The following is a 19,207-nucleotide window of genomic DNA, read 5'->3' as shown; positions in this document are numbered from 1 at the left end:
ATCGGGTCTCGCGGTTTTTCTTTTTCTTTTTCGGTTTCCTCCAGACACATGACTGCTTTCACACGAAGCGGCGGCCGCGCCGCCGACCAGCTGCGCCCCGTGCGCATCACCCGCGGCTTCACCATCCACGCCGAAGGCTCCGTGCTCATCGAGTTCGGCCAGACCCGCGTGCTGTGCACCGCCTCGGTCGAAGAAAAAGTGCCGCCACACAAGAAGGGCAGCGGCGAAGGCTGGGTGACCGCTGAATACGGCATGCTGCCGCGCGCCACCCACACCCGCAGCAGCCGTGAAGCCGCCAAGGGCAAGCAGACCGGCCGTACGCAGGAAATCCAGCGCCTCATCGGCCGCTCGATGCGCGCCGTGTTCGACCTCGCCGCTCTGGGCGAACGCACCATCCACCTCGACTGCGACGTGCTGCAGGCCGACGGCGGCACGCGCACCGCGGCCATCACCGGCGCCTTCGTGGCCGCACAGGACGCTGTCGACAAGCTGCTGGCCTCCGGCGCGCTCAAGACCTCGCCCATCAAGGGCCACGTGGCCGCCATCTCGGTGGGCATCGTCGAAGGCACGCCGCTGCTCGACCTCGAGTACACCGAAGACTCGGCCTGCGACACCGACATGAACGTCGTCATGACCGGCGCCGGCCACTTCGTCGAAGTGCAGGGCACGGCCGAAGGCGTGGCCTTCACGCGCGAAGAAATGAACCTCCTGCTCGGCCTGGCCGAGAAGGGCATCGGCGAACTCGTGAGCCTGCAGCAGCAGGCCCTGCTTTCGAATTGAACGACCGACGACCACAACCACTAGCTACTGGCGCCCGTTCATTCATCGGGCATCACAGCCATCTTTGACTTTCCATGAAACTGGTTCTGGCTTCCAACAACGCGGGCAAGCTCGCCGAACTCCAGCAGCTGTTTGCCGAGCTGTCCGTCACCCTGGTGCCGCAGTCGGCACTCGGCGTGGGCGAGGCTGAAGAACCCTTCCGCACCTTCGTCGAGAACGCGCTCACCAAGGCGCGCCACGCCAGCGCCGCCACCGGCCTGCCGGCCATTGCCGACGACGCCGGCCTGTGCGTCGATGCTTTCGGCGGCCTGCCGGGTGTCGACACCGCCTACTACGCCACGCAGTTCGGCTACGCCAAGGGCGACGCCAACAACGTGAAGGCGCTGCTCGAACAGCTCGACGGCGTGGTCAACCGCCGCGCCGCGCTCGTCAGCACGCTGGTCGCGCTGCGCCGCCACGACGATCCCGAGCCGCTCATTGCCGTCGGCCGCGTGGTCGGCGAGATCGCGCCTGCGCCCATCGGCGACAACGGCTTCGGCTTCGACCCCGTCATGTACCTGCCGACCTTCGGCAAGACCTTCGCCCAGCTGCCGCCCGACGTGAAGAACGCCAACAGCCACCGCGGCCGTGCCGCGCAGGCCATGCTCGCCCTGATGCGCGAGCGCTGGTTCTGACCCATGGCCACCGTCTTCCCGATCCAGCCCGCCCAAGCCGGCGGTGCTCCCCAGGCCAATGACGTGCTGCACTGGATGCGCCCCGGCCCGCTGCAACTCGCCGCGCTGCCGCCGCTGTCGCTGTACATCCACCTGCCGTGGTGCCTGCGCAAGTGCCCTTACTGCGACTTCAACTCGCACGAGTGGCGCGCCACCAGCGAGGCCGACATCGACGGCCTTCCCGAAGCCGCCTACATCGACGCGCTGATCGCCGACCTCGACGCCGCGCTGCCGTTGATCTGGGGTCGCACCGTCCACACCATCTTCATCGGCGGCGGCACGCCCAGCCTGTTCTCGCCGCAGGCCATCGACCGGCTGCTGGGTGACGTGCGCGCGCGCCTCAAGCTCGCGCCCGAGTGCGAGATCACGCTTGAGGCCAACCCCGGCACCTTCGAGCGCAACCGCTTCCGCGCCTACCGCGCAGCCGGCGTCACGCGTCTGTCGGTGGGCGTGCAGAGCTTCAACGACGAGCACCTGACGGCGCTGGGCCGCGTGCACGACCGCGCGCAGGCCATCGCTGCGGTGGAAGAGGCCGCGAGCGCCTTCGATACCTTCAATTTGGACCTGATGTACGCCCTGCCGGGCCAGACCATGGAAGGCCTCGACGCCGACCTGACCCAGGCTTTGGCGCTTGCGCCGCCGCACATTTCGATCTACCACCTCACCATCGAGCCCAACACCTGGTTCGCCAAGTTCCCGCCCACGCTGCCCGAGGACGACATCGCCTACGCGATGCTCGACCGCATCACCGAGCGCACGGGCGCGAACGGCATGTCGCGCTACGAGGTTTCGGCCTATGCGCGCGACGGGCACCAGTGCGCGCACAACCTCAACTACTGGCAGTTCGGCGACTACCTCGGCATCGGCGCCGGCGCGCACAGCAAGCTGAGCTTCGCGCACCGCATCGTGCGGCAGGTGCGTTATCGCGAACCGCGCCTGTACATGGAGAACGCGCGCGCCGGCATGGCCGTGTCGCAGAGCGACGAAGTGGCGCTGGCCGACCTGCCGTTCGAGTTCATGCTCAATGCCTTGCGACTGAAGCAGGGCTTCACGCTGCCCCAGTTCAGCGAACGCACGGGCCTGGCGATGACGTCGATCCAGCGTGGCTTGGAAGAGGCCGAGCGCAAGGGGCTCGTTGCACGCGACCTGTTCCGCGTGTGGCCCACCGAGCGCGGACTCGACTTCCTGAGCGACCTGCAGACGCTGTTCCTGCCCGATGACGAGTAAGGCTGTGCCGTCGGCATAAAATCGACGATTCCGGAGAGTTGGGTGAGTGGTTTAAACCAGCAGTCTTGAAAACTGCCGACGTGAAAGCGTCCGTGAGTTCGAATCTCACACTCTCCGCCGATTCTCTTGGAAAATCAATAACTTAGATTGATTTTTTGAATCTGTCCCACATAAAAGCCCACATAAAGCCGCTGCTCTTCCGAGCAGCGGCTTTTTCTTGTGGCTCGGGTTGGGCGCGGTTTCGGCATACAAACCCTGCTCGCCGCAGGGCGATGTCACGCTGAGACGAATCGTTGACGAAAGCCATCTGCGGGCTTCGGATGCATAAGCAGGCCAGCAGTGCGATCACTGTGGCTAGTATCTGCGGGAGGCACTGCAAGGGTGCCGGACCCTGCGAAAAAGGGTGGTAGAAACCAGCTATCGCTGGGAAGGTTGCCATGGCTGAGCCATTGCCTTTCACACGTCTGCATCACCCTTGAAAATGAAGAACGCCGCAAAGAAGCCAGTGAGCACGCAAGTCCAGCTACTCGAAGTAGTCCGCGTAATTGGATTCGTGGTCGGGATTGAGGACTATCAATCGCGCCCGAAGGGCCAAGAACTGCAGAAGGTCGACTACGCTCGCAATGACGCTGAAGCATTTAAGTCGACGATTGAAGAAATCTACGAAGATGCCGAGGTCGATGTTGAAATATGCCTCGATTCCGCGGCAACGCAGGGGAATCTCAGATATGGGTTGCAGCAGACGATCGCTGGTCTCAAAGAGGATGATCTCTTTGTCTTCTACTACGCGGGACATGGCTACCACGACAGCGGAGGCAACCGAATTACAGCATGGGATTCAAGTAGCTTTCATCCGCAGCAAACCACGCTCCTGATAAACGAAATCCTCATTGAGCCGCTGCGTGCCAGCAAATGCCAACGGGCTCTGATTTTCATCGACGCTTGTGCAACCGCCGTGCAGGCTCTGGTGAAATCCCGGGATGTCATCTCCAGTTTGAACGCAAATGAACTTGAGAAATTTCTAGGCTCCGCGCAATACTGCGCGACCTTCCTTTCCTGCAGTCCGGGACAAAAGTCATATCCGTCAGTAGAGTACCAACACGGTGTGTGGACCTACTTTCTCTTGCGTGCGTTGCGTGGCGATGCACCATCTGCCCTCGGACCGGGAAGGTATCTCACAGACGTCAGCTTGCGCGACTATCTGGCCACAGCCGTTCCGCAATACGTTACCGAGAAGCGGGTCGGTTCCGGCAAGCAGACGCCTATGGCGGTAGTTGATTCACAGCACACATTTGCGTTGCGCGAAGTGCCGACTACCCGAAGCCCGATCTCAGAGGCCGGTGACTATTCAGCAATCCGCCTTGAAGCAACGGACGATTTTCTGGAAAGCTTAGAGACGCACAAGTACACGGCACTTCCTGGGGGCTCTCGCTTCGTCCCAAAGGTGGTTACGGATTCCACAATCACCTGGGTCCGATCCAGCTTGCAAAGCTTTGTTGACGAGGAAATCAAACAAACATATCAGATGGCAAAGCAAGCTTTCAGTCTGCGGGCAAGAGACTTCACGCAGTCGACTGCTGACGGGGTGGGGGGCCTTGACTGTGATTTCTTCAGGTACTCCGTGACACCTGGTCATAGCTCGAAGGAGCCGGCGAACTACTACATTCAACGCCGCCTCTATTTGCGAGAGGGCTGGGAAAACCACATCCCTGCGTTTGATGACGTGTTCGGCTCGAGATTCGAGCGCGTCGTGGTGAGATTTAAACCGGATCCGAATTTCTACGATGACTATGTGGAAATCTTTGAGGGCTTTGAAGAAGAACACGGCGGTCAGTTAGACGAGGATGCAGCAAATTCCACCATTAAATACTTCGACTCAAAGGGTGTCGCCCTCACGATCAATCTTGACAAGGGGCGACTCACACTTTCGGGATCCCCGCGGGCTGTCATGATTTCCCAGCATGTGAAAAGGGTTCATACCTTTCGTTTTGGAGTGTCAGGGCCAACGACCTTGCTTTTAACCGACGTATGACCGATTGAGAGCTTTTGGTCTGGAGATGGCTCTGATTTGAACGAGAGAGAGGGTTGTAAGGAAGTCGGCGAAGTTTCACAACTGGCCCTGGATGAAGCTGACGCGAGCTGGCAATCGGCACTTGGTCCAAGTGAAAGAGGAGGCCGAGTTTCGCTGCAGCACTGCGTTCTCCCTCGCAAAGCTCATGCGTGTGGAAGTTTTCAGATCTGCCGTTGAGGCACATCAATCCACTGACCAGGGCCTGACCAAGTCACGAAACTGTCACTGGGGCTCTCTAGATTAAACGTTTCCACGTATCTAGAAAGCTCTAAATGAAAAGCCCAGCCGATTCCAAACAGATCGACTTCAACGACGAAGACTCCAACACGTCGCCCAACCCTACATTCGACTCGGTGCTCGCTGCGCGGCTGAGCCGTCGAGGCCTTCTGCGCGGTGGCGTCGGCACGGCCGGTACGGCCCTGCTGGGCGGCTTGGCCGTCGTGGGCTGTGGCGGCGGAAGCGACGGCGTCAGCTTCCCCGTGCTTCCTCCCGCACCGGCGCCCGCTCCAGGACCCGCCCCCGCTCCGCAACCCCCAACGGAGAAGCTCCTTGGGTTCGGCGCAGTCGCAAAGAGCTTGGCCGACGTCGTTTCGGTTCCCGCTGGCTACTCCTTCAGCGTCATCTACGCCTTGGGTGACCCGCTGACGAGCGGCACGCCTGCGTACAAGAACGACGGCACGGACACGGCTTTCGAAAGCCGTGCCGGTGATCACCACGACGGCATGGAATGGTTCGGCCTGGATGCCAACGGGAAGCTCTCGCTCACGGCCACCGATCGTGGCGTGCTGGCCGTCAATCACGAAGCAACGACCAATGAATCGCTGAGCTCGTTCTTCCTGCACGCGAATGGGGGAACCTCTACGATGCCGCGACCTGCCGCGGAAGTGGACAAAGAAATCGCCATCCATGGCATCTCGGTCGTGGAAGTCGTTAAGACATCGGGTAAATGGGCAACCGTCGCCGGGTCCAACTTCAATTTCCGGTTGACCCCGCTGAGCGACATCGAGATCACAGGCCCCGCTCGCGGAAGCAGCCTGCTGGTCACCAAGTATTCGACAGACGGCACGCGCACGCGCGGCACATTGAACAACTGCGGCACCGGCAAGACGCCGTGGGGCACCTTCCTCACCGGTGAAGAGAACTGGTTCGGCTACTTCACGCGCGGCGCTGCAGACGATGCAGCTCGCGCAGACAAGAGTGTTGTGGCACTCAAGCGATACGGCAGCTCTCAAGGCGGCGCGTCACGGCACGGCTGGGAGAGCGCAGGCCCTGAGGACCGATATGCGCGTTGGAACATCAGCAAGACCGGTGCTTCGACCGATGGTAGCGATGACTACCGCAACGAGCTCAACGGCATGGGCTACATCGTCGAGGTGAATCCGCTCGACAAGACAAAGACCGCCCGCAAACGTACCGCATTGGGTCGATTCGCCCACGAGAGCGCCGCCTTCGGCAAACCGACAGTTGGGCAGCCGCTGGTCGTCTACATGGGCGACGACGCGCGCAACGAGTACATGTACAAGTTCGTGTCGACAGCGCTCTGGGTTGCGGCCGATGCGGATGCGACCGATCGCTTGGCCGTTGGCGACAAGTACCTGAACGACGGCAAGCTGTATGCCGCAAAGTTCAGTGCCGATGGAACCGGCATCTGGTTGGAACTCAGCTTCGCAAACGCAGCGGTTTCCGGCTACGCCGGCTATGCCTTCGCCAACCAGGCTGATGTCGCCGTTCATTCGCGCATCGCAGGCGACGCAGTGGGCGCGACCAAGATGGACCGCCCCGAATGGGGTGGCGTGAACCCCGCCAACGGCGAGATATATCAGACGCTGACCAACAACAGCAACCGCCGACTCGAGCCGAGCGGCTCATCGCAAGTGGCACTTGACGCGGCGAACCCGCGAGCCTACACGGACATGAAGGGCGCGACCTCGCAGCCTGGCAACCCGAACGGCCACCTGTTGCGCATGAAGGAAGGCAGCGCCGGCGGCTCGGCCACAACTTTCACCTGGGACATCTATCTCTTCGGCGCAGAAGCCGGCGCGGACAATGGTCTGGTCAACATCTCCAGCCTGACGGCCGATCAGGATTTCTCGAGCCCGGACGGCCTGGTGTTCAGCCCTGCGACCGGTATCTGCTGGATCCAGACGGACGATGGCGCCTACACGGACGTCACGAACTGCATGATGCTGGCCGCTTTGCCCGGTAAGGTCGGTGATGGTGCCGCAAAGACCTTGAGCTACACGAAGGCGGACACCAGCAAGCTCGATGTGCTGACCCAGGTCGGCAAGGCTCCGACGCCCGATACGCTGAAGCGCTTCCTGGTCGGACCGGTCGGGTGCGAACTTACCGGTTTTTGCGAGACGCCCGACGGCAAGGCCATCTTCGTGAACATCCAGCATCCCGGTGAAACGACGAGCCAGGCTAATCTTGCCGATCCGTCGAAATACACGAGCCGTTGGCCCAGCAACGCCGGCTATGGCGCCGGTTCGCGGCCGCGCTCGGCAACGATCGTGATCACAAAGAACGATGGTGGCCGCATCGGCAGTTGAGTGATTCCGCGCGGCACTTCACTGTGCCGCTCAATGCCAAGGGGGCGCCGGCGAAATGTCGAGCGCCCCTTAACTTATCGGCAATGCGGCAATGACGGCGCGCATGCGCTGCCGGACAAGGTGATTCAGGCCCGCGCGACGCGCTTGCGGGCGGGCGCACGGCGTCGCTGGACGACTTCTTCCACGCACTGCGGCAGTTCCACTTCGCAGTCTCCCCCAGAGCCATCGCAGCAGTGCTCCACGAGGAAGGCGAGCAGCTCGTTCATTGGCGCAAACTGCGCACGGTAGTAAACGAACTTGCCTTCCTGCGTGCCCTGGATGAGGCCGGCGTGAGTCAACTCTTTCATATGGAACGACAGCGTCGCACCGGCCAAAGCGAGCTCTTCACCGATTTTTCCGACGGACATACCGTCGCTGCCCGCGACCACCAGCAAGCGGAAGATGGCCAGTCGAGAAGGCTGCGCCAAGGCAGCCAGGGCGACTACGGCTTTTTCTGAGTTCATGGAGCGGTTGGACGAGGCAGACTTTCCCATATGACAGGGTGATTTGATGAGTATGTCCTGAGCATATGACAGTCCTGTTTCAAAAACGTCATCCGTCTGTCATGGTTCCGCGCAAAGATGCAATGACTCTAGAAATCTAGATTTGTAGATTAATTGCCTCTCATCGGGCTCATCCCCTTACGCAGTGTTCTCCTACGACATCCCCAAAAGCGCGCTCATCGTTGCGAATGACTCCGAAGCTCTGGAGTCGATCAGCCTGACATGCCGACGCGGCGGCTTCGACGTAGTCCGAGCTCGCAACGACGTGGACGCGACCCGGTTACTTGGACTCGGCTTACCCAAGCTCGTCATCATTGACGTGCCACGCGGCAGGCATGCCATGTTGGAGTGGGGACGGAAGTTGCGTGATCACCCTCGAACAGCCCACCTTCCCATCCTGGCGACATGCATGCATGGCGATGCCGATATGGCCGTGACTGCGCTCGACGCCGGGATGGACGACTATGTCTCGCGACCATTCTCTTCTCACGAGCTGCTCGCGCGCATCCGAGCTGTTATTAGGTGCCGCGCCCCTGAGTTGTTGGAAGAGGATGTGGTCTCGGGCCCGCTGAGCTTTCGTTCGGTACACCGTGAAGTGCTGGCAGTCGTGGAGGGGCGCGCAAAGAAAGTACCTGTCGGCCCAACCGAGTACCGGCTGCTCTACTTCCTGGTCACTCACCCCGAGACGGTGCACTCCCGCACTGAACTCCTGGATCGGCTGTGGCCGTCCGGCGCACGCATCGCTGCACGGACGGTTGACGTTCACATCCGGCGTCTGCGTGACTCCTTGGCACCATTCGGGCTGCGAGATGTCGTTGAAACCGTCCTGAAGAGCGGTTACCGATTCACCTTGCAGAGGAGCGCAACACCGGCGGACTCGCGCCAACGCTACAGCGCGTGACCGCAGCATCAGCGCCTTCGCAAGCGAGGGCGCCGCGCAGGCCGCTCTGACGGTTACTTGATTTGCTTCGCCCAGTACGCCTCGATCTGCTGGACCAGCGTGTTTGGCAGCGGGACATAGTCAAACTTCTGTGCGTCGGCTTGGCCGCTTTCAAGAGCCCACTTGAAGAAGCTCAGGGCTTCCTTGCTGGCAGGCGCACTCTTCGGGTCTTTGTACATCAGCACGAAGGTGGTCGCCGCGATGGGCCACGAGTCTTTGCCGGGAGCGTCGGTGATGACCTCGTAGAAGTCCTCAGCCTTCCATTCGGCGCTCGCTGCAGCAGCCTGGAACGATGCCGCGCTCGGATCCACGAACGCGCCAGCCTTGTTTTTGACCTGGGCGTATTTCATCTTGTGCTTCACGGCGTACGACAGTTCAACGTACCCGATGGCGCCCTTCGTGGCGTTGACGTAGGTGGCCACGCCCTCATTCCCCTTGCCAGCCATCCCGACTGGCCACTGGACAACGGTGTCACTGCCGACCTTCGTCTTCCATTCCTCGCTGGCCTTCGCCAGGTAGTTCACCCAGTTGAAAGTCGTGCCCGAACTGTCCGAGCGGTGGACGACGGTGATCTTTTGATCCGGCAGCACTACCCCTGGATTGAGCGCGGCAATCGACGGATCATTCCACTTGGCGACCTTTCCGAGGTAGATGTCGGCGAGGACTGCACCGGTGAATTTCAGCGGCGTGGGTGTTGCGACGTCGACGTTGACCACCGGCACCACTCCGCCAACAACCAGCGGGAACTGGGCCAGGCCGCTCTTGCTCAGTTCATCCGGCGGAAGTGGTTTGTCCGAAGCGCCGAAGGTGACCATGCCGGCCTTGATCTGCGCGATACCGCCGCCGGACCCGATCGACTGATAGTTCACCCTCGCGCCGGTCTGGTCGTGGTACGTGGCCGCCCATTTGGAAAGGATCGGGAAGACGAACGTCGATCCCGCCCCCATGACGTCTGCGGCGTGCGCGGTCACTGCCGCGAAAGCCAGCACGCCGGCCGCGGTGCGCATCAGGTCGGACGCGATCCGCCCCTTCTTGCCGCCGCTGCACAAAGTTCTCGATCCGACGGGGGTCCAACGCGGTTGTTGAAAGTCAGGCATGGCTGCCTCTCCTTATTTCTATATTGCTGGTTATGTGGAATCCAAGTTTGTCCATCGACCATGACATATCCGTGACAGCGCGCGGTGCTCCGGGCAGGCGAGGGCCTCCTGGCCCGATATTCACCCCTTCGCGGCGATGCCGTGATTCGTCAAAAACACTGAACTCCGTATTGATTCCATCAAACTGTTTTCAGGCGAAGGGGTATCTGTCTGGGGCGTGAGAGTTGATTTTTTCAACGCCGCCGCAAACCCCTCGAGTTGTCACTTCGTTGTCATAAACGCTCAACAAAATGCAGCCAACAGTTCTACAAATCTAGAAACATAGGAATCTAGTGATGTGGGCTTAAGTGGTGCTTTGAACGGCGCGCCACTTCACCAACGTTTCGGCGCGCGACGGGCGACCCTGCGAGCCGAACGCCAAGTCACCGTTGTCTTTCTATCAGGAGCCTCTCGACCATGACCACTCCCACACCTTTCCGCTCTCCGATCCGGGCCGCAGCCGCTTGCGTCATCATTGCACTCGCCTCGGTCGCCTCGCATGCCGCTGAAATCACCGGCGCCGGATCCACGTTCGTGTATCCGATTCTGTCCAAATGGTCGGCGAGCTACAACGCCAAGAAGGGCACCAAGATCAACTACCAGTCGATCGGGTCTGGTGGCGGCATTGCCCAGATCAAGGCGGGGACCGTGACCTTCGGCGCCTCGGACAAGCCGCTGCCCCCTGAGGAGCTCGCGGCCGCAGGCCTCGCGCAGTTCCCCGTGGTCATCGGCGGCGTCGTGCCCGTCGTGAACATCGAGGATGCCAAACCTGGCGACATGCGCTTCACGGGCCCGCTGCTGGCCGACATCTTTCTCGGCAAGGTCACCAAGTGGAACGACCCTGCGATCGCCGCCCTGAATCCCAAGATGAAGTTGCCGGACCAGAAGATCACGGTGGTGCACCGCTCGGACGGCTCGGGTACGACCTTCAACTGGGTGAACTATCTCTCGAAGGTCAGCGATGAGTGGAAGACCAAAGTCGGTGAAGGCACATCGGTGAACTGGCCGGCCGGCGTCGGTGGCAAGGGCAACGAAGGCGTGGCGGCGTATGTGAACCAGATCAAGGGTTCGATCGGCTACGTCGAGCTGGCCTACGCGATGCAGAACAAGATGAAGTACACCGAGGTGAAGAACAAGGCTGGCGTGTTCGTCGACCCCACCCTCGAAACCTTCCAGGCCGCAGCGGCTGGCGCGGACTGGTCGGCACCTGACTTCTTCGAAGTCATCACCGACGCCGCCGGCAAGGACTCCTGGCCCATCACCGCGTCGGTTTTCGTGATGATGTACAAGCAGCCGAAGGACGCAGCGCAGTCGAAGGAGGCGCTCGAATTCTTCAAGTGGGCACTGCAGGACGGCCAGGCCGACGCGAAATCGCTGGACTACGTCTCGCTGCCAGCCACGCTGGTCAAACAGATCGAGGCGTACTGGGCCAAGAACATCAAGTAACGACAGTCCGAGAGGTCAGAGGTGGCATTGCAGCCACCGCCTGATCTCCCCCTCCGGAGTTCTTGTATGTCTCAAACCCAGACTTTGCCTGTGAGCACCACCGTGCCTAGAGTGCGAACCGCGCGCGATGAACAGCGTGACGCACGCAATGATCGTCTCTTCCGCTATGGCGTGTTCGGCTGCGCGATGTTCGTTCTGGTCGCGCTCCTCGGCGCGGCGTTGTCGATGCTGTGGGGCGGCAAAGAAGCCTTCGCCACCTTCGGATGGTCCTTCATCTGGAGCTCCGACTGGGACGCCGTGCAGAAGAAGTTCGGCGCCCTGGTGCCCATCTACGGCACGCTGGTGACGGCAGCCATCGCGATGCTGATCGCGGTGCCGGTGAGCTTCGGCATCGCGCTGTTCCTCACCGAGATCGCGCCCACCCGCATCCGCCAGCCCGTGGCCGCAGCGGTCGAACTGCTTGCTGGCATCCCCTCAATCATCTACGGCATGTGGGGGCTCTTTGTGTTCGTTCCCTTCATGGCCAACCATGTCAGCCCGTGGCTGGACGAACACGTCGGGCCACTGCCCCTCATCGGACCGCTGTTCCAGGGACCTCCGATCGGCCTGGGCATGCTCACCGCCGGCATCGTGCTGAGCATCATGGTCATCCCGTTCGTCTCGTCAGTGATGCGGGAGGTGTTCATGACCGTCCCAGCACAGCTGAAGGAATCGGCATACGCCGTCGGCAACACGACGTGGGAAGTGGTGTGGGACATCGTCCTGCCGTACACGCGCTCTGCGGTCGTCGGTGGCATCTTCCTGGGCCTGGGGCGTGCACTGGGCGAGACGATGGCGGTGACTTTCGTGCTGGGCAATGCCCACCTGTTGTCCGCCTCTCTTCTCGAACCGGGCAATTCAATCGCCGCCACCATCGCCAACGAGTTCACCGAGGCGGATTCGTCCGTCTACCTGTCGTCGCTGATTGCACTGGGCTTCCTGCTCTTCATTGTCACATTCATCGTGCTGGCGATCGCGCGCCTGATGCTCAGCCAGCTCGCCCGGCGCGGAGGGACATCGTCATGAGCAGCTGGGCTCGCCGACAACTCATGGACTACGTCGCCAAGGCGCTCGCCGTCGGCGCGACGCTCTTCGGTCTATTCTGGCTCGCATGGATCCTCTGGACCACGGTGAGCAACGGTCTGCCTGCGCTGAAGTGGGAGCTGTTCACTCAGATGACTCCGCCACCAGGCCAGGATGGCGGACTGCTTAACGCTTTCGCCGGCAGCATCATCATGAGCGGCCTGGCCGTTCTGATTGCGACACCGATCGGCATTGCAGCAGGCACCTACCTCGCCGAATACGCCCGTCACACCAAACTGGGCGCAACCATCCGCTTCGTCAACGACATTCTGCTGTCGGCGCCATCGATCGTGATCGGCCTCTTTGTCTACGAGTTGATGGTTCGACAGATGGGGCATTTCTCCGCGTTGGCTGGTGCCGTGGCACTCTCGTTCATCGTCTTGCCCGTGGTGGTGAGAACTACCGACGAGATGCTGCAGCTGGTGCCATCCACGATGCGTGAGGCGGCGCTGGCATTGGGTATCCCGCAGTGGAAGGTCATCCGCCAAGTACTGTACCGAGCGGCCTTGTCCGGGATCATCACGGGCGTGCTGCTCGCGATCGCGCGCATCTCCGGTGAGACCGCGCCGCTGCTCTTCACGGCGCTGAACAACCAGTACTGGACGAACGACTTGACGCAGCCTATGGCCAACGTGCCGGTCGTGATCTTCCAATACGCACTCAGTCCCTACGAGTTCTGGCATTCGCTCGCCTGGGCCGGCGCCTTCGTGGTGACGATCCTGGTCCTCGTGCTGGGACTGGTGTCGCGCGGCCTTCTGCTTTCCAGGAAAACCCATGATTGAAACCACCGCGACGCGCGTGAGCGCGCATCGACCGACCTTCCAGCAGCCGACCTCGCCAGCGAAGATCGAGACGCGCAATCTGAATTTCTTCTACGGCGACTCGCATGCCGTCAAAGACGTCAATCTGACGCTTCGTGAAAAGCGCGTCACCGCGCTGATCGGGCCTTCGGGTTGCGGCAAGTCCACGCTGCTCAGAATCTTCAACCGTATCTATGCGGTCTACCCCAAGCAACGTGCCGAGGGCGAGGTGCTTCTCGACGGGAAAAACATCCTGTCGAAGGACTATTCGATCAACCGGCTTCGCACGAAAGTCGGCATGGTCTTCCAGAAGCCCGTGCCTTTTCCGATGTCGATCTACGACAACGTTGCCTATGCCATCCGCCACTACGAGAACCTGTCGCGTGTGGACATGGATCAGCGAGTGGAAGAAGCGCTGCGCGCAGGCGCGATCTGGGATGAGGTGAAGGACAAGCTCAAGCAAAGTGCCCTCGGCCTGTCCGGCGGCCAGCAACAACGGCTTTGCATCGCTCGCGCTGTCGCGTTGAAGCCGGAAGTGCTGCTGCTCGACGAACCAACGTCGGCACTCGACCCGTTGTCGACCGCCAAGATCGAGCAGCTGATCGATGAACTCAAGACCCGGTACACGCTGCTCATCGTGACGCACAACATGCAACAGGCCGCGCGGGTTTCGGACTTCACCGGCTTCATGTTCCTCGGCGAGATGGTCGAGTACGGCGCCACCGACGAACTGTTCTTCAAGCCGGCAAAGAAGCAGACCGAGGACTATGTCACCGGCCGCTTCGGTTGATGCACTCACCTTCAGAGTCAACATGAACACCCCTCACATTGTCAAAGCATTCGATCTCGAGCTCAACACTCTGACCAGCAGCATCGGGGCAATGGGCGACTTCGCGGGCAGTCAGTTCACCGATGCAGTTCAGGCTCTGTTGCACGGCGACCGGGTGCTGGCCGAGCGCGTGATCGAGCAGGACCGACAGGTCGATGCGCTTCGTCGCGACCTGTCTGCTTCAGCGGCCATGGTGATTGCCAAGCGACAGCCGCTCGCCGGCGATTTGGACGAAGTGCTGGCGGACTTCAGGATCGTCGAAGACCTGGAGCGCATTGGCGATCTTGCGAAGAACATCGCCAAGCGCGCCATCGCGATCACCGGCACTCAGTTTCCCGAAGATCTGGTGCAAAGTCTGGAGCGGCTTTCCGAACTCGCTTCGCAGCAGCTGAGCAACGCACTGAAGACGTTTCTGGCGCGGGATGCCGAACAGGCGATGGTGGTGCGCGAGCAGGATGAGGCAATCGACGAGCTGCACACGGTGGTGTTCCGCGATCTGGTCTCGCGCATGGGCGCCGACCCGTCGCAAGTGATCGGCTTCGTGCATCTGCTGTTCTGCGCAAAGAACATCGAGCGCATCGGTGATCACGCAACCCATATCGCCGAAGCCGCATACGTCACAGTGACGGGCCACCGCCCTGAAGCGGAACGCCGCCGGCTCGATCAGAGCAGTTCGGTCAAGAGCGCAGAAGCCGCAGAGGGAAGCTGATCGGGGGGCCTTGTCGCAGTCGCACCGCGGGCCCTGTCAGCCAGGGAACTCCACGCCGGAGTACGACAGCACCCCCATCAGGACGCCGGTAACGGCCAGAAAGCTCACCCACAGCAGCCATTCCCGGCCGCTGCTGCGGCTGACCAGCCACATGGCGAGCACTCCCGCACAAATGCATCCGAAGTAGAGCGAAAGAGCGAAGAGCCTATCAAGCATATTTCGACATCTCCGGATTCATGGAATCGATTCCGAAGGCTACTTCATCTTGAGAATCCACGTCACGAGTGCTTTCACGTCGGCATCCGACACTTGGGAATTCGGTGGCATGGGGACTGAACCCCAAACGCCGGAGCCACCTTTTTTGACCTTGGCAATGAGCTTGTCGGTCGCGTCTTTGTCGCCTGCGTATTTCGCAGCGATGTCCTTGAAAGCTGGGCCTACGACTTTGTGGTCCTTGGCATGGCACGCCGTGCAACTGTTCTTGGCCGCGAGCGCGTCACTCGCCTGTGCCAATGGGGAGACAAGAATCAACGCCGCGGCGGCAGATGCGAAAGAAATGGCTGAGCGAAACAAAGGAATCTCCTGTTGTGAAGTGAGGTGATGTCATGCGCCGAGGACGCGCAGCACAGAGCCTGCTGCTGGACGCTGGCGTGGGGGTTTGGCCTGGCTTTCAGTGCCGATCGCGATGAAGCAAATCGCTTGCTCATGCGGTTCCAGACCGAAGAGGGATCGCACCGCGGGGGCATCGAGTGAACGGCCACTGGCCAGACCGCTCTCGTACCCCAACGCCGTCGCACTGAGCAAGACGTTCTGGATGGCGCAACCCAGCGAGATGAGACGCTCGTGCGTTGGAATGCCGCTAGTGCCGGTGTCGACATGGGCGACGGCAAGCAGCAGGCACGGTGCGCGATCTGCCTTCTCTGCCGCCGTGGCAAGTTGCGCTTGCGTTGCGCCAGGATCGCGTTCGAGCAACGCGCTGACGAATGCCTTTCCAAGCAGCGACCGTTGCGACGCCGGAATCAGAACAAAGTGCCACGGCGTCAGGAGCCCATGGTCCGGAGCGGTAACGGCCGCTTCCATCAGCCGCTCCAAGGCGGCGGGATCGGGCCCTGGTTCGACCAGGCGCCTTGCAGAGACGTTGTGCCGTGCAGCAAGGACCGACGCCAACTCGGCGCGGACGTCGCTGGCGTGCCAGGGCAGCATCGTGGGCGGAGGGGCGTCGCCTGCCTTGACGCGCTGGCCATGCGGGGTTGTCATGCGAAATGCCGGTCCTTGAACGAGACCGTCGCCTTGTAATCGGCCAAAGTCCCGACGCGGCGGATGCTGGCCCATGCCCCCTTGTAGTACGGGATCACATTGCGGTCGGTCCAGTCGCTGGTGATGTGGCCGGCCGTCCCGTTGAAGTACCCGAAGAGCATGAACGTCTGCCCTTGCTTGATGGACTTCGTCGGATAGACCATCGCGTAGGTGCTGCCGTAGTCGTTGAAGACCTCGACCACGTCGCCGGCGGCGACACCCGACGCCTTGGCGTCGTCAGGATTCATCTCAAGGTACGCCATCGGATAGCGCCCCTTGACCTGCTCGTTGTACTGGTCGTGGTACGCGGTCTGCCAGACTTCGTTGGCTCGGCCGTTGTTGATCCAGAACTTGTGCTTCTCCTTCTGGGCCGCCACCGGTTTGGGAAGGCCGTTCCACGGAGCCGGTTTGAAGGCGGCCTTGCTGTCCTTGGTGTCGAACTTGCCATCGGCGTAGATCATTTCCGTGCCGATCAGCTTGCCGTCCTTGACCTCCTTGATCGGAAGCTGCACACCGTTATTGCCCGCTTTCCGAAGCAATTCATAGGTGGCCAGGTAACCCGTGTCACCGCCCTGACTGTCGATGGGGCCCACGCCAGGCCTACCGGCCTGCCTGAAGCCGTCGTTGAAGGCATCTTCCTCAGTCTTCCAATCGAAACCGTCGAACTGCGCGGCCATCTTCGTGTTGCCGGCCCGCGTGTAGAGCGTCTTCAGCGTGTTGGCGATGTCGGCGGCGATCAGGCAGTCCGGCCGGGCGGATCCGGGCGGGTCCATGAATCGTTCGGACAGACGCAGCCGACGCTCCCCGTTCATCGATGTCAGGTTCATCTCGCCCGGATGGGCGGCCGGCAACAGCAACTGGGCCGCTTCGGCCAGCTTGGTGGGGTACAGGTTGATGCCGACGACGAACAACCCGCCCTTGTTCTTGCAAGCGTCGTAGATGACGTCGACCATGGCGGCCACATCGGCACCGCGCGCCTTGACCATCGCCTCGCGCACGATGTTGGCCCGCCGCGTCAGGACCGCGCGGTGTTGCTCCGCGTTGTTGGTCGTCTGGAACGGGTTGGTGCCCCAGATCGTGTACATCAGACCGCGACCCTGGATGACCTCCTGATCGATGTAGATCTTCTTGTCACCGGGGTACGGCGGACGTGTGTAGCCCTCCTGGTGACCACCCATGCGGACCACTCCAGTGCCGCGGCGCCCCACGTTCTGCGTGGAGATGACGAGGCTCACCAGCGCGCTTTGGATGACGTAGTTGTCGTTGCCCCAGATGATCCCTTTCTCGTAGGGATGCATGGTGCGCGGGCGATGCCCCGACGCCTTTGGCTTGTAGGCCCATTCGGCCGCCTGCTTGATCTTGTCGACGGACAAGCCGGTGATCTTGGCGCCGTCTTCGAGGGACATGCGGTTGGTCTTCACCGCGTCGTCGAAGCCCGACGTGTGCTGGGCGATGAAGGTCTTGTCGTGCCAGCCCTGGTCAACGACGTAGGTGAACAGCGTGTTGAACAGCGCCGTGTCTGTTCCTGGCTGCAGGTCCAGGTGCAGCACGTTCTCTTTGCCTGCAACCTGTTCCGCGATGGCAATCGTGGACGAGCGGCGCGGGTCCACCACGATGAGCTTGGCGGCGGCCGTGGTCTCTCCCGGGAACCACTTTTTCTTCTTGTCGGTGGTTCCACCCGAGAGATTGGGCACCCAGTGATTCAGGAAGTAGTTCGTCTGGGTCTCGTAGGGGTTGCAACCCGTGGCCAGGATGCAATCCGCAACCTCGGCATCCTCATAGCTGTTGTTGAGCTCGCCAATGCCCATCTCGCGCGTGGCGTGGCATTCGGAGTTGTAGGCCGGGCGGTTGTGGATGCGCACCATGGGCGTCTTCAACGCCGAGAACATCAGCTTGCCGGTGCCCCAGGTATTCTCGAAACCACCGCCAGCACCTCCGTGGTCGAAGCAGTCGAACATCACGCCGGAGGGACCGTCGGTGTCGAGGATTTTCTTCGTCACGCCGGCGTAGATGGCCAGTGCTTCGCTCCAGTTCGTGTCGAGCCACTCGCTGCCCCGGAAGATGCGCGGCGTCTTCAGGCGCTCCTTGCCGATGCCGTCGGCCGAATACATATACGAACCCATCTTCCCGCCGCGCGTCGAAGACAGGCCGCTGTTGACCACGCACTCCTTGTCCGGCACCACCATGATGTTCCACCGCTTGCCTGAGCGATCGGTGATGGTGTTCGTCATGGCCGGCGTCATCGTGATCGCCAGCGGCGGCAACTGTTTGCGGAAGTCCATTCCCAGCGCGTTGTCGCCAGGAGCGCGGCCGCCTTCGCGGTTCGCATCCCACTTGTAGACGTGATACCCGCAACCGACGATGCAGAAGTGGCACGTCATGTTGGTCTTCTGGGCATCCTTGGTGGGCAGCGCGATGCGGTCCCGAATGTCGGTGGTCATGGCCTTGCTCCCTTACAGCACGTTGGACTGGCGGCCGTACAGCAGCCCGTTGATGGCGACGGCCTGCAGGCTGTCGCTGCGCGCGTCGTACTCCAGCAGCACTTGCGGCAGATCCTCGGTTGCCTGCCCGCAGACCATCTGGCCGCTGTTCTCGGGGTCGAACACCGAAAAGTGGCAACCGCACTTGAACGTGCGGGTGCCGGCGTCGTACGCGACCGGGCAACCCATGTGCGTGCACATGCCGCTGTACGCCACGATGTCCTTGTTGGGGCCGACGCCGCCCGGCACCGGCGAACCCATGCGGATGGCGTAGCAGGGCGAGCTGGCGTCCGGGTAGCTGAAGCTGACGGCCTGATTGACCGGCATCGCGCCGGCCTTGCCGACCGCGCGGCGCGGATAGTTGAGGGTCGTGGCGCCTGGCGCGGGCTGTGCTGTGGGCGGCGCGCCATGTGCTGGCGTCAAGGTCGAGGTTGCCAGCGCGGCCGCGCCCCCGCCGCTGGTCAGCATGAAGATCCGTCGACTGACTTTCGGGTTTTCCATTGTGTCTCCGTTGTTTGGGGCAAGCGCTCTCTGTGCGCAAGACAGGTGCCAACGGAGCTTTCCAAT

Annotated in this window: 17 protein-coding genes and 1 tRNA gene; 12 read left to right on the top strand and 6 right to left on the bottom strand. The window is 61.6% G+C overall.

Features of this window, described 5'->3' with window-relative positions:
* Positions 1–48: 48 nt before the first annotated feature.
* From rph to AC57B8_RS17575, 6 genes are all read left to right on the top strand, one after another.
* Positions 49–780, top strand: a complete 732-nt coding sequence (gene rph / locus AC57B8_RS17600; protein WP_390349347.1) for a ribonuclease PH — start codon at positions 49–51, stop codon at positions 778–780.
* Between the two features lie 74 nt (positions 781–854).
* Complete coding sequence (locus AC57B8_RS17595) at positions 855–1,454, top strand: non-canonical purine NTP pyrophosphatase (protein ID WP_070062009.1); 600 nt, start codon at positions 855–857, stop codon at positions 1,452–1,454.
* A 3-nt stretch (positions 1,455–1,457) separates the two neighbouring features.
* The gene (gene hemW / locus AC57B8_RS17590) at positions 1,458–2,720 is read left to right on the top strand and encodes a radical SAM family heme chaperone HemW (protein WP_492731106.1); all 1,263 of its coding nucleotides are present in this window, start codon (positions 1,458–1,460) and stop codon (positions 2,718–2,720) included.
* 32 nt (positions 2,721–2,752) lie between these two features.
* Positions 2,753–2,837: transfer RNA gene (locus AC57B8_RS17585), tRNA-Ser, on the top strand.
* A 364-nt stretch (positions 2,838–3,201) separates the two neighbouring features.
* Positions 3,202–4,752 carry a caspase family protein gene (locus tag AC57B8_RS17580; protein WP_496480284.1) on the top strand — a complete coding sequence of 517 codons (1,551 nt, stop codon included), beginning with the start codon at positions 3,202–3,204 and terminating at the stop codon, positions 4,750–4,752.
* 311 nt (positions 4,753–5,063) lie between these two features.
* The gene (locus AC57B8_RS17575) at positions 5,064–7,340 is read left to right on the top strand and encodes a PhoX family protein (RefSeq protein WP_496480283.1); all 2,277 of its coding nucleotides are present in this window, start codon (positions 5,064–5,066) and stop codon (positions 7,338–7,340) included.
* 125 nt (positions 7,341–7,465) lie between these two features.
* Here the strand turns inward: AC57B8_RS17575 and AC57B8_RS17570 are convergent, their stop codons facing one another.
* Positions 7,466–7,843, bottom strand: a complete 378-nt coding sequence (locus AC57B8_RS17570) for an ArsR/SmtB family transcription factor (RefSeq protein WP_496480282.1) — start codon at positions 7,841–7,843, stop codon at positions 7,466–7,468.
* A gap of 184 nt (positions 7,844–8,027) precedes the next feature.
* Here AC57B8_RS17570 and AC57B8_RS17565 point away from each other — a divergent pair, with 184 nt between their 5' ends.
* Positions 8,028–8,783 (top strand): winged helix-turn-helix domain-containing protein, encoded by a 756-nt coding sequence (locus tag AC57B8_RS17565; RefSeq protein ID WP_496480281.1) that lies wholly within the window; start codon positions 8,028–8,030, stop codon positions 8,781–8,783.
* A 53-nt stretch (positions 8,784–8,836) separates the two neighbouring features.
* Here the strand turns inward: AC57B8_RS17565 and pstS (AC57B8_RS17560) are convergent, their stop codons facing one another.
* The gene (gene pstS / locus AC57B8_RS17560; RefSeq protein WP_496480538.1) at positions 8,837–9,829 is read right to left on the bottom strand and encodes a phosphate ABC transporter substrate-binding protein PstS; all 993 of its coding nucleotides are present in this window, start codon (positions 9,827–9,829) and stop codon (positions 8,837–8,839) included.
* 546 nt (positions 9,830–10,375) lie between these two features.
* On the opposite strand from pstS (AC57B8_RS17560), the gene pstS (AC57B8_RS17555) reads away from it, so the two are divergent.
* The 5 genes from pstS (AC57B8_RS17555) (at position 10,376) to phoU (ending at position 14,864) form a co-directional block, all read left to right on the top strand.
* Positions 10,376–11,404 carry a phosphate ABC transporter substrate-binding protein PstS gene (gene pstS, locus AC57B8_RS17555; RefSeq protein WP_496480280.1) on the top strand — a complete coding sequence of 343 codons (1,029 nt, stop codon included), beginning with the start codon at positions 10,376–10,378 and terminating at the stop codon, positions 11,402–11,404.
* Between the two features lie 66 nt (positions 11,405–11,470).
* Positions 11,471–12,469 (top strand): phosphate ABC transporter permease subunit PstC, encoded by a 999-nt coding sequence (gene pstC, locus AC57B8_RS17550; RefSeq protein WP_472120315.1) that lies wholly within the window; start codon positions 11,471–11,473, stop codon positions 12,467–12,469.
* Between the two features lie 23 nt (positions 12,470–12,492).
* Complete coding sequence (gene pstA / locus AC57B8_RS17545) at positions 12,493–13,308, top strand: phosphate ABC transporter permease PstA (protein ID WP_496480279.1); 816 nt, start codon at positions 12,493–12,495, stop codon at positions 13,306–13,308.
* Positions 13,301–14,116, top strand: coding sequence for a phosphate ABC transporter ATP-binding protein PstB (pstB, locus tag AC57B8_RS17540; protein WP_496480278.1), 816 nt, complete (start codon positions 13,301–13,303; stop codon positions 14,114–14,116). The genes pstA and pstB overlap by 8 nt, the downstream gene beginning before the upstream one ends.
* Positions 14,117–14,138: 22 nt before the next feature.
* Entirely contained in the window at positions 14,139–14,864 is a 726-nt protein-coding gene (gene phoU, locus AC57B8_RS17535) for a phosphate signaling complex protein PhoU (RefSeq protein ID WP_496480277.1), read from the top strand.
* Positions 14,865–15,119: 255 nt separating this feature from the next.
* Here the strand turns inward: phoU and AC57B8_RS17530 are convergent, their stop codons facing one another.
* Genes AC57B8_RS17530 through AC57B8_RS17515 form a run of 4 tightly spaced genes read right to left on the bottom strand, consistent with a single transcriptional unit; the run spans position 15,120 to position 19,141 of the window.
* Positions 15,120–15,437, bottom strand: coding sequence for a c-type cytochrome (locus AC57B8_RS17530; RefSeq protein WP_472120322.1), 318 nt, complete (start codon positions 15,435–15,437; stop codon positions 15,120–15,122).
* 30 nt (positions 15,438–15,467) lie between these two features.
* Positions 15,468–16,121, bottom strand: a complete 654-nt coding sequence (locus AC57B8_RS17525; protein ID WP_496480276.1) for a nitroreductase family protein — start codon at positions 16,119–16,121, stop codon at positions 15,468–15,470.
* Positions 16,118–18,601, bottom strand: a complete 2,484-nt coding sequence (locus tag AC57B8_RS17520) for an arsenate reductase (azurin) large subunit (protein WP_496480275.1) — start codon at positions 18,599–18,601, stop codon at positions 16,118–16,120. The genes AC57B8_RS17525 and AC57B8_RS17520 overlap by 4 nt, the downstream gene beginning before the upstream one ends.
* Before the next feature lie 12 nt (positions 18,602–18,613).
* On the bottom strand, positions 18,614–19,141 hold the full coding sequence (locus tag AC57B8_RS17515) for an arsenate reductase (azurin) small subunit (RefSeq protein ID WP_496480274.1): 528 nt from the start codon (positions 19,139–19,141) through the stop codon (positions 18,614–18,616).
* Positions 19,142–19,207 lie beyond the last annotated feature (66 nt).

The organism is Variovorax sp. BGA-UO-ETr-C22, from assembly GCF_059567965.1.
The sequence above is the reverse complement of the archived record's forward strand: the minus strand, read 5'-3'. Positions and strand labels throughout refer to the sequence as shown.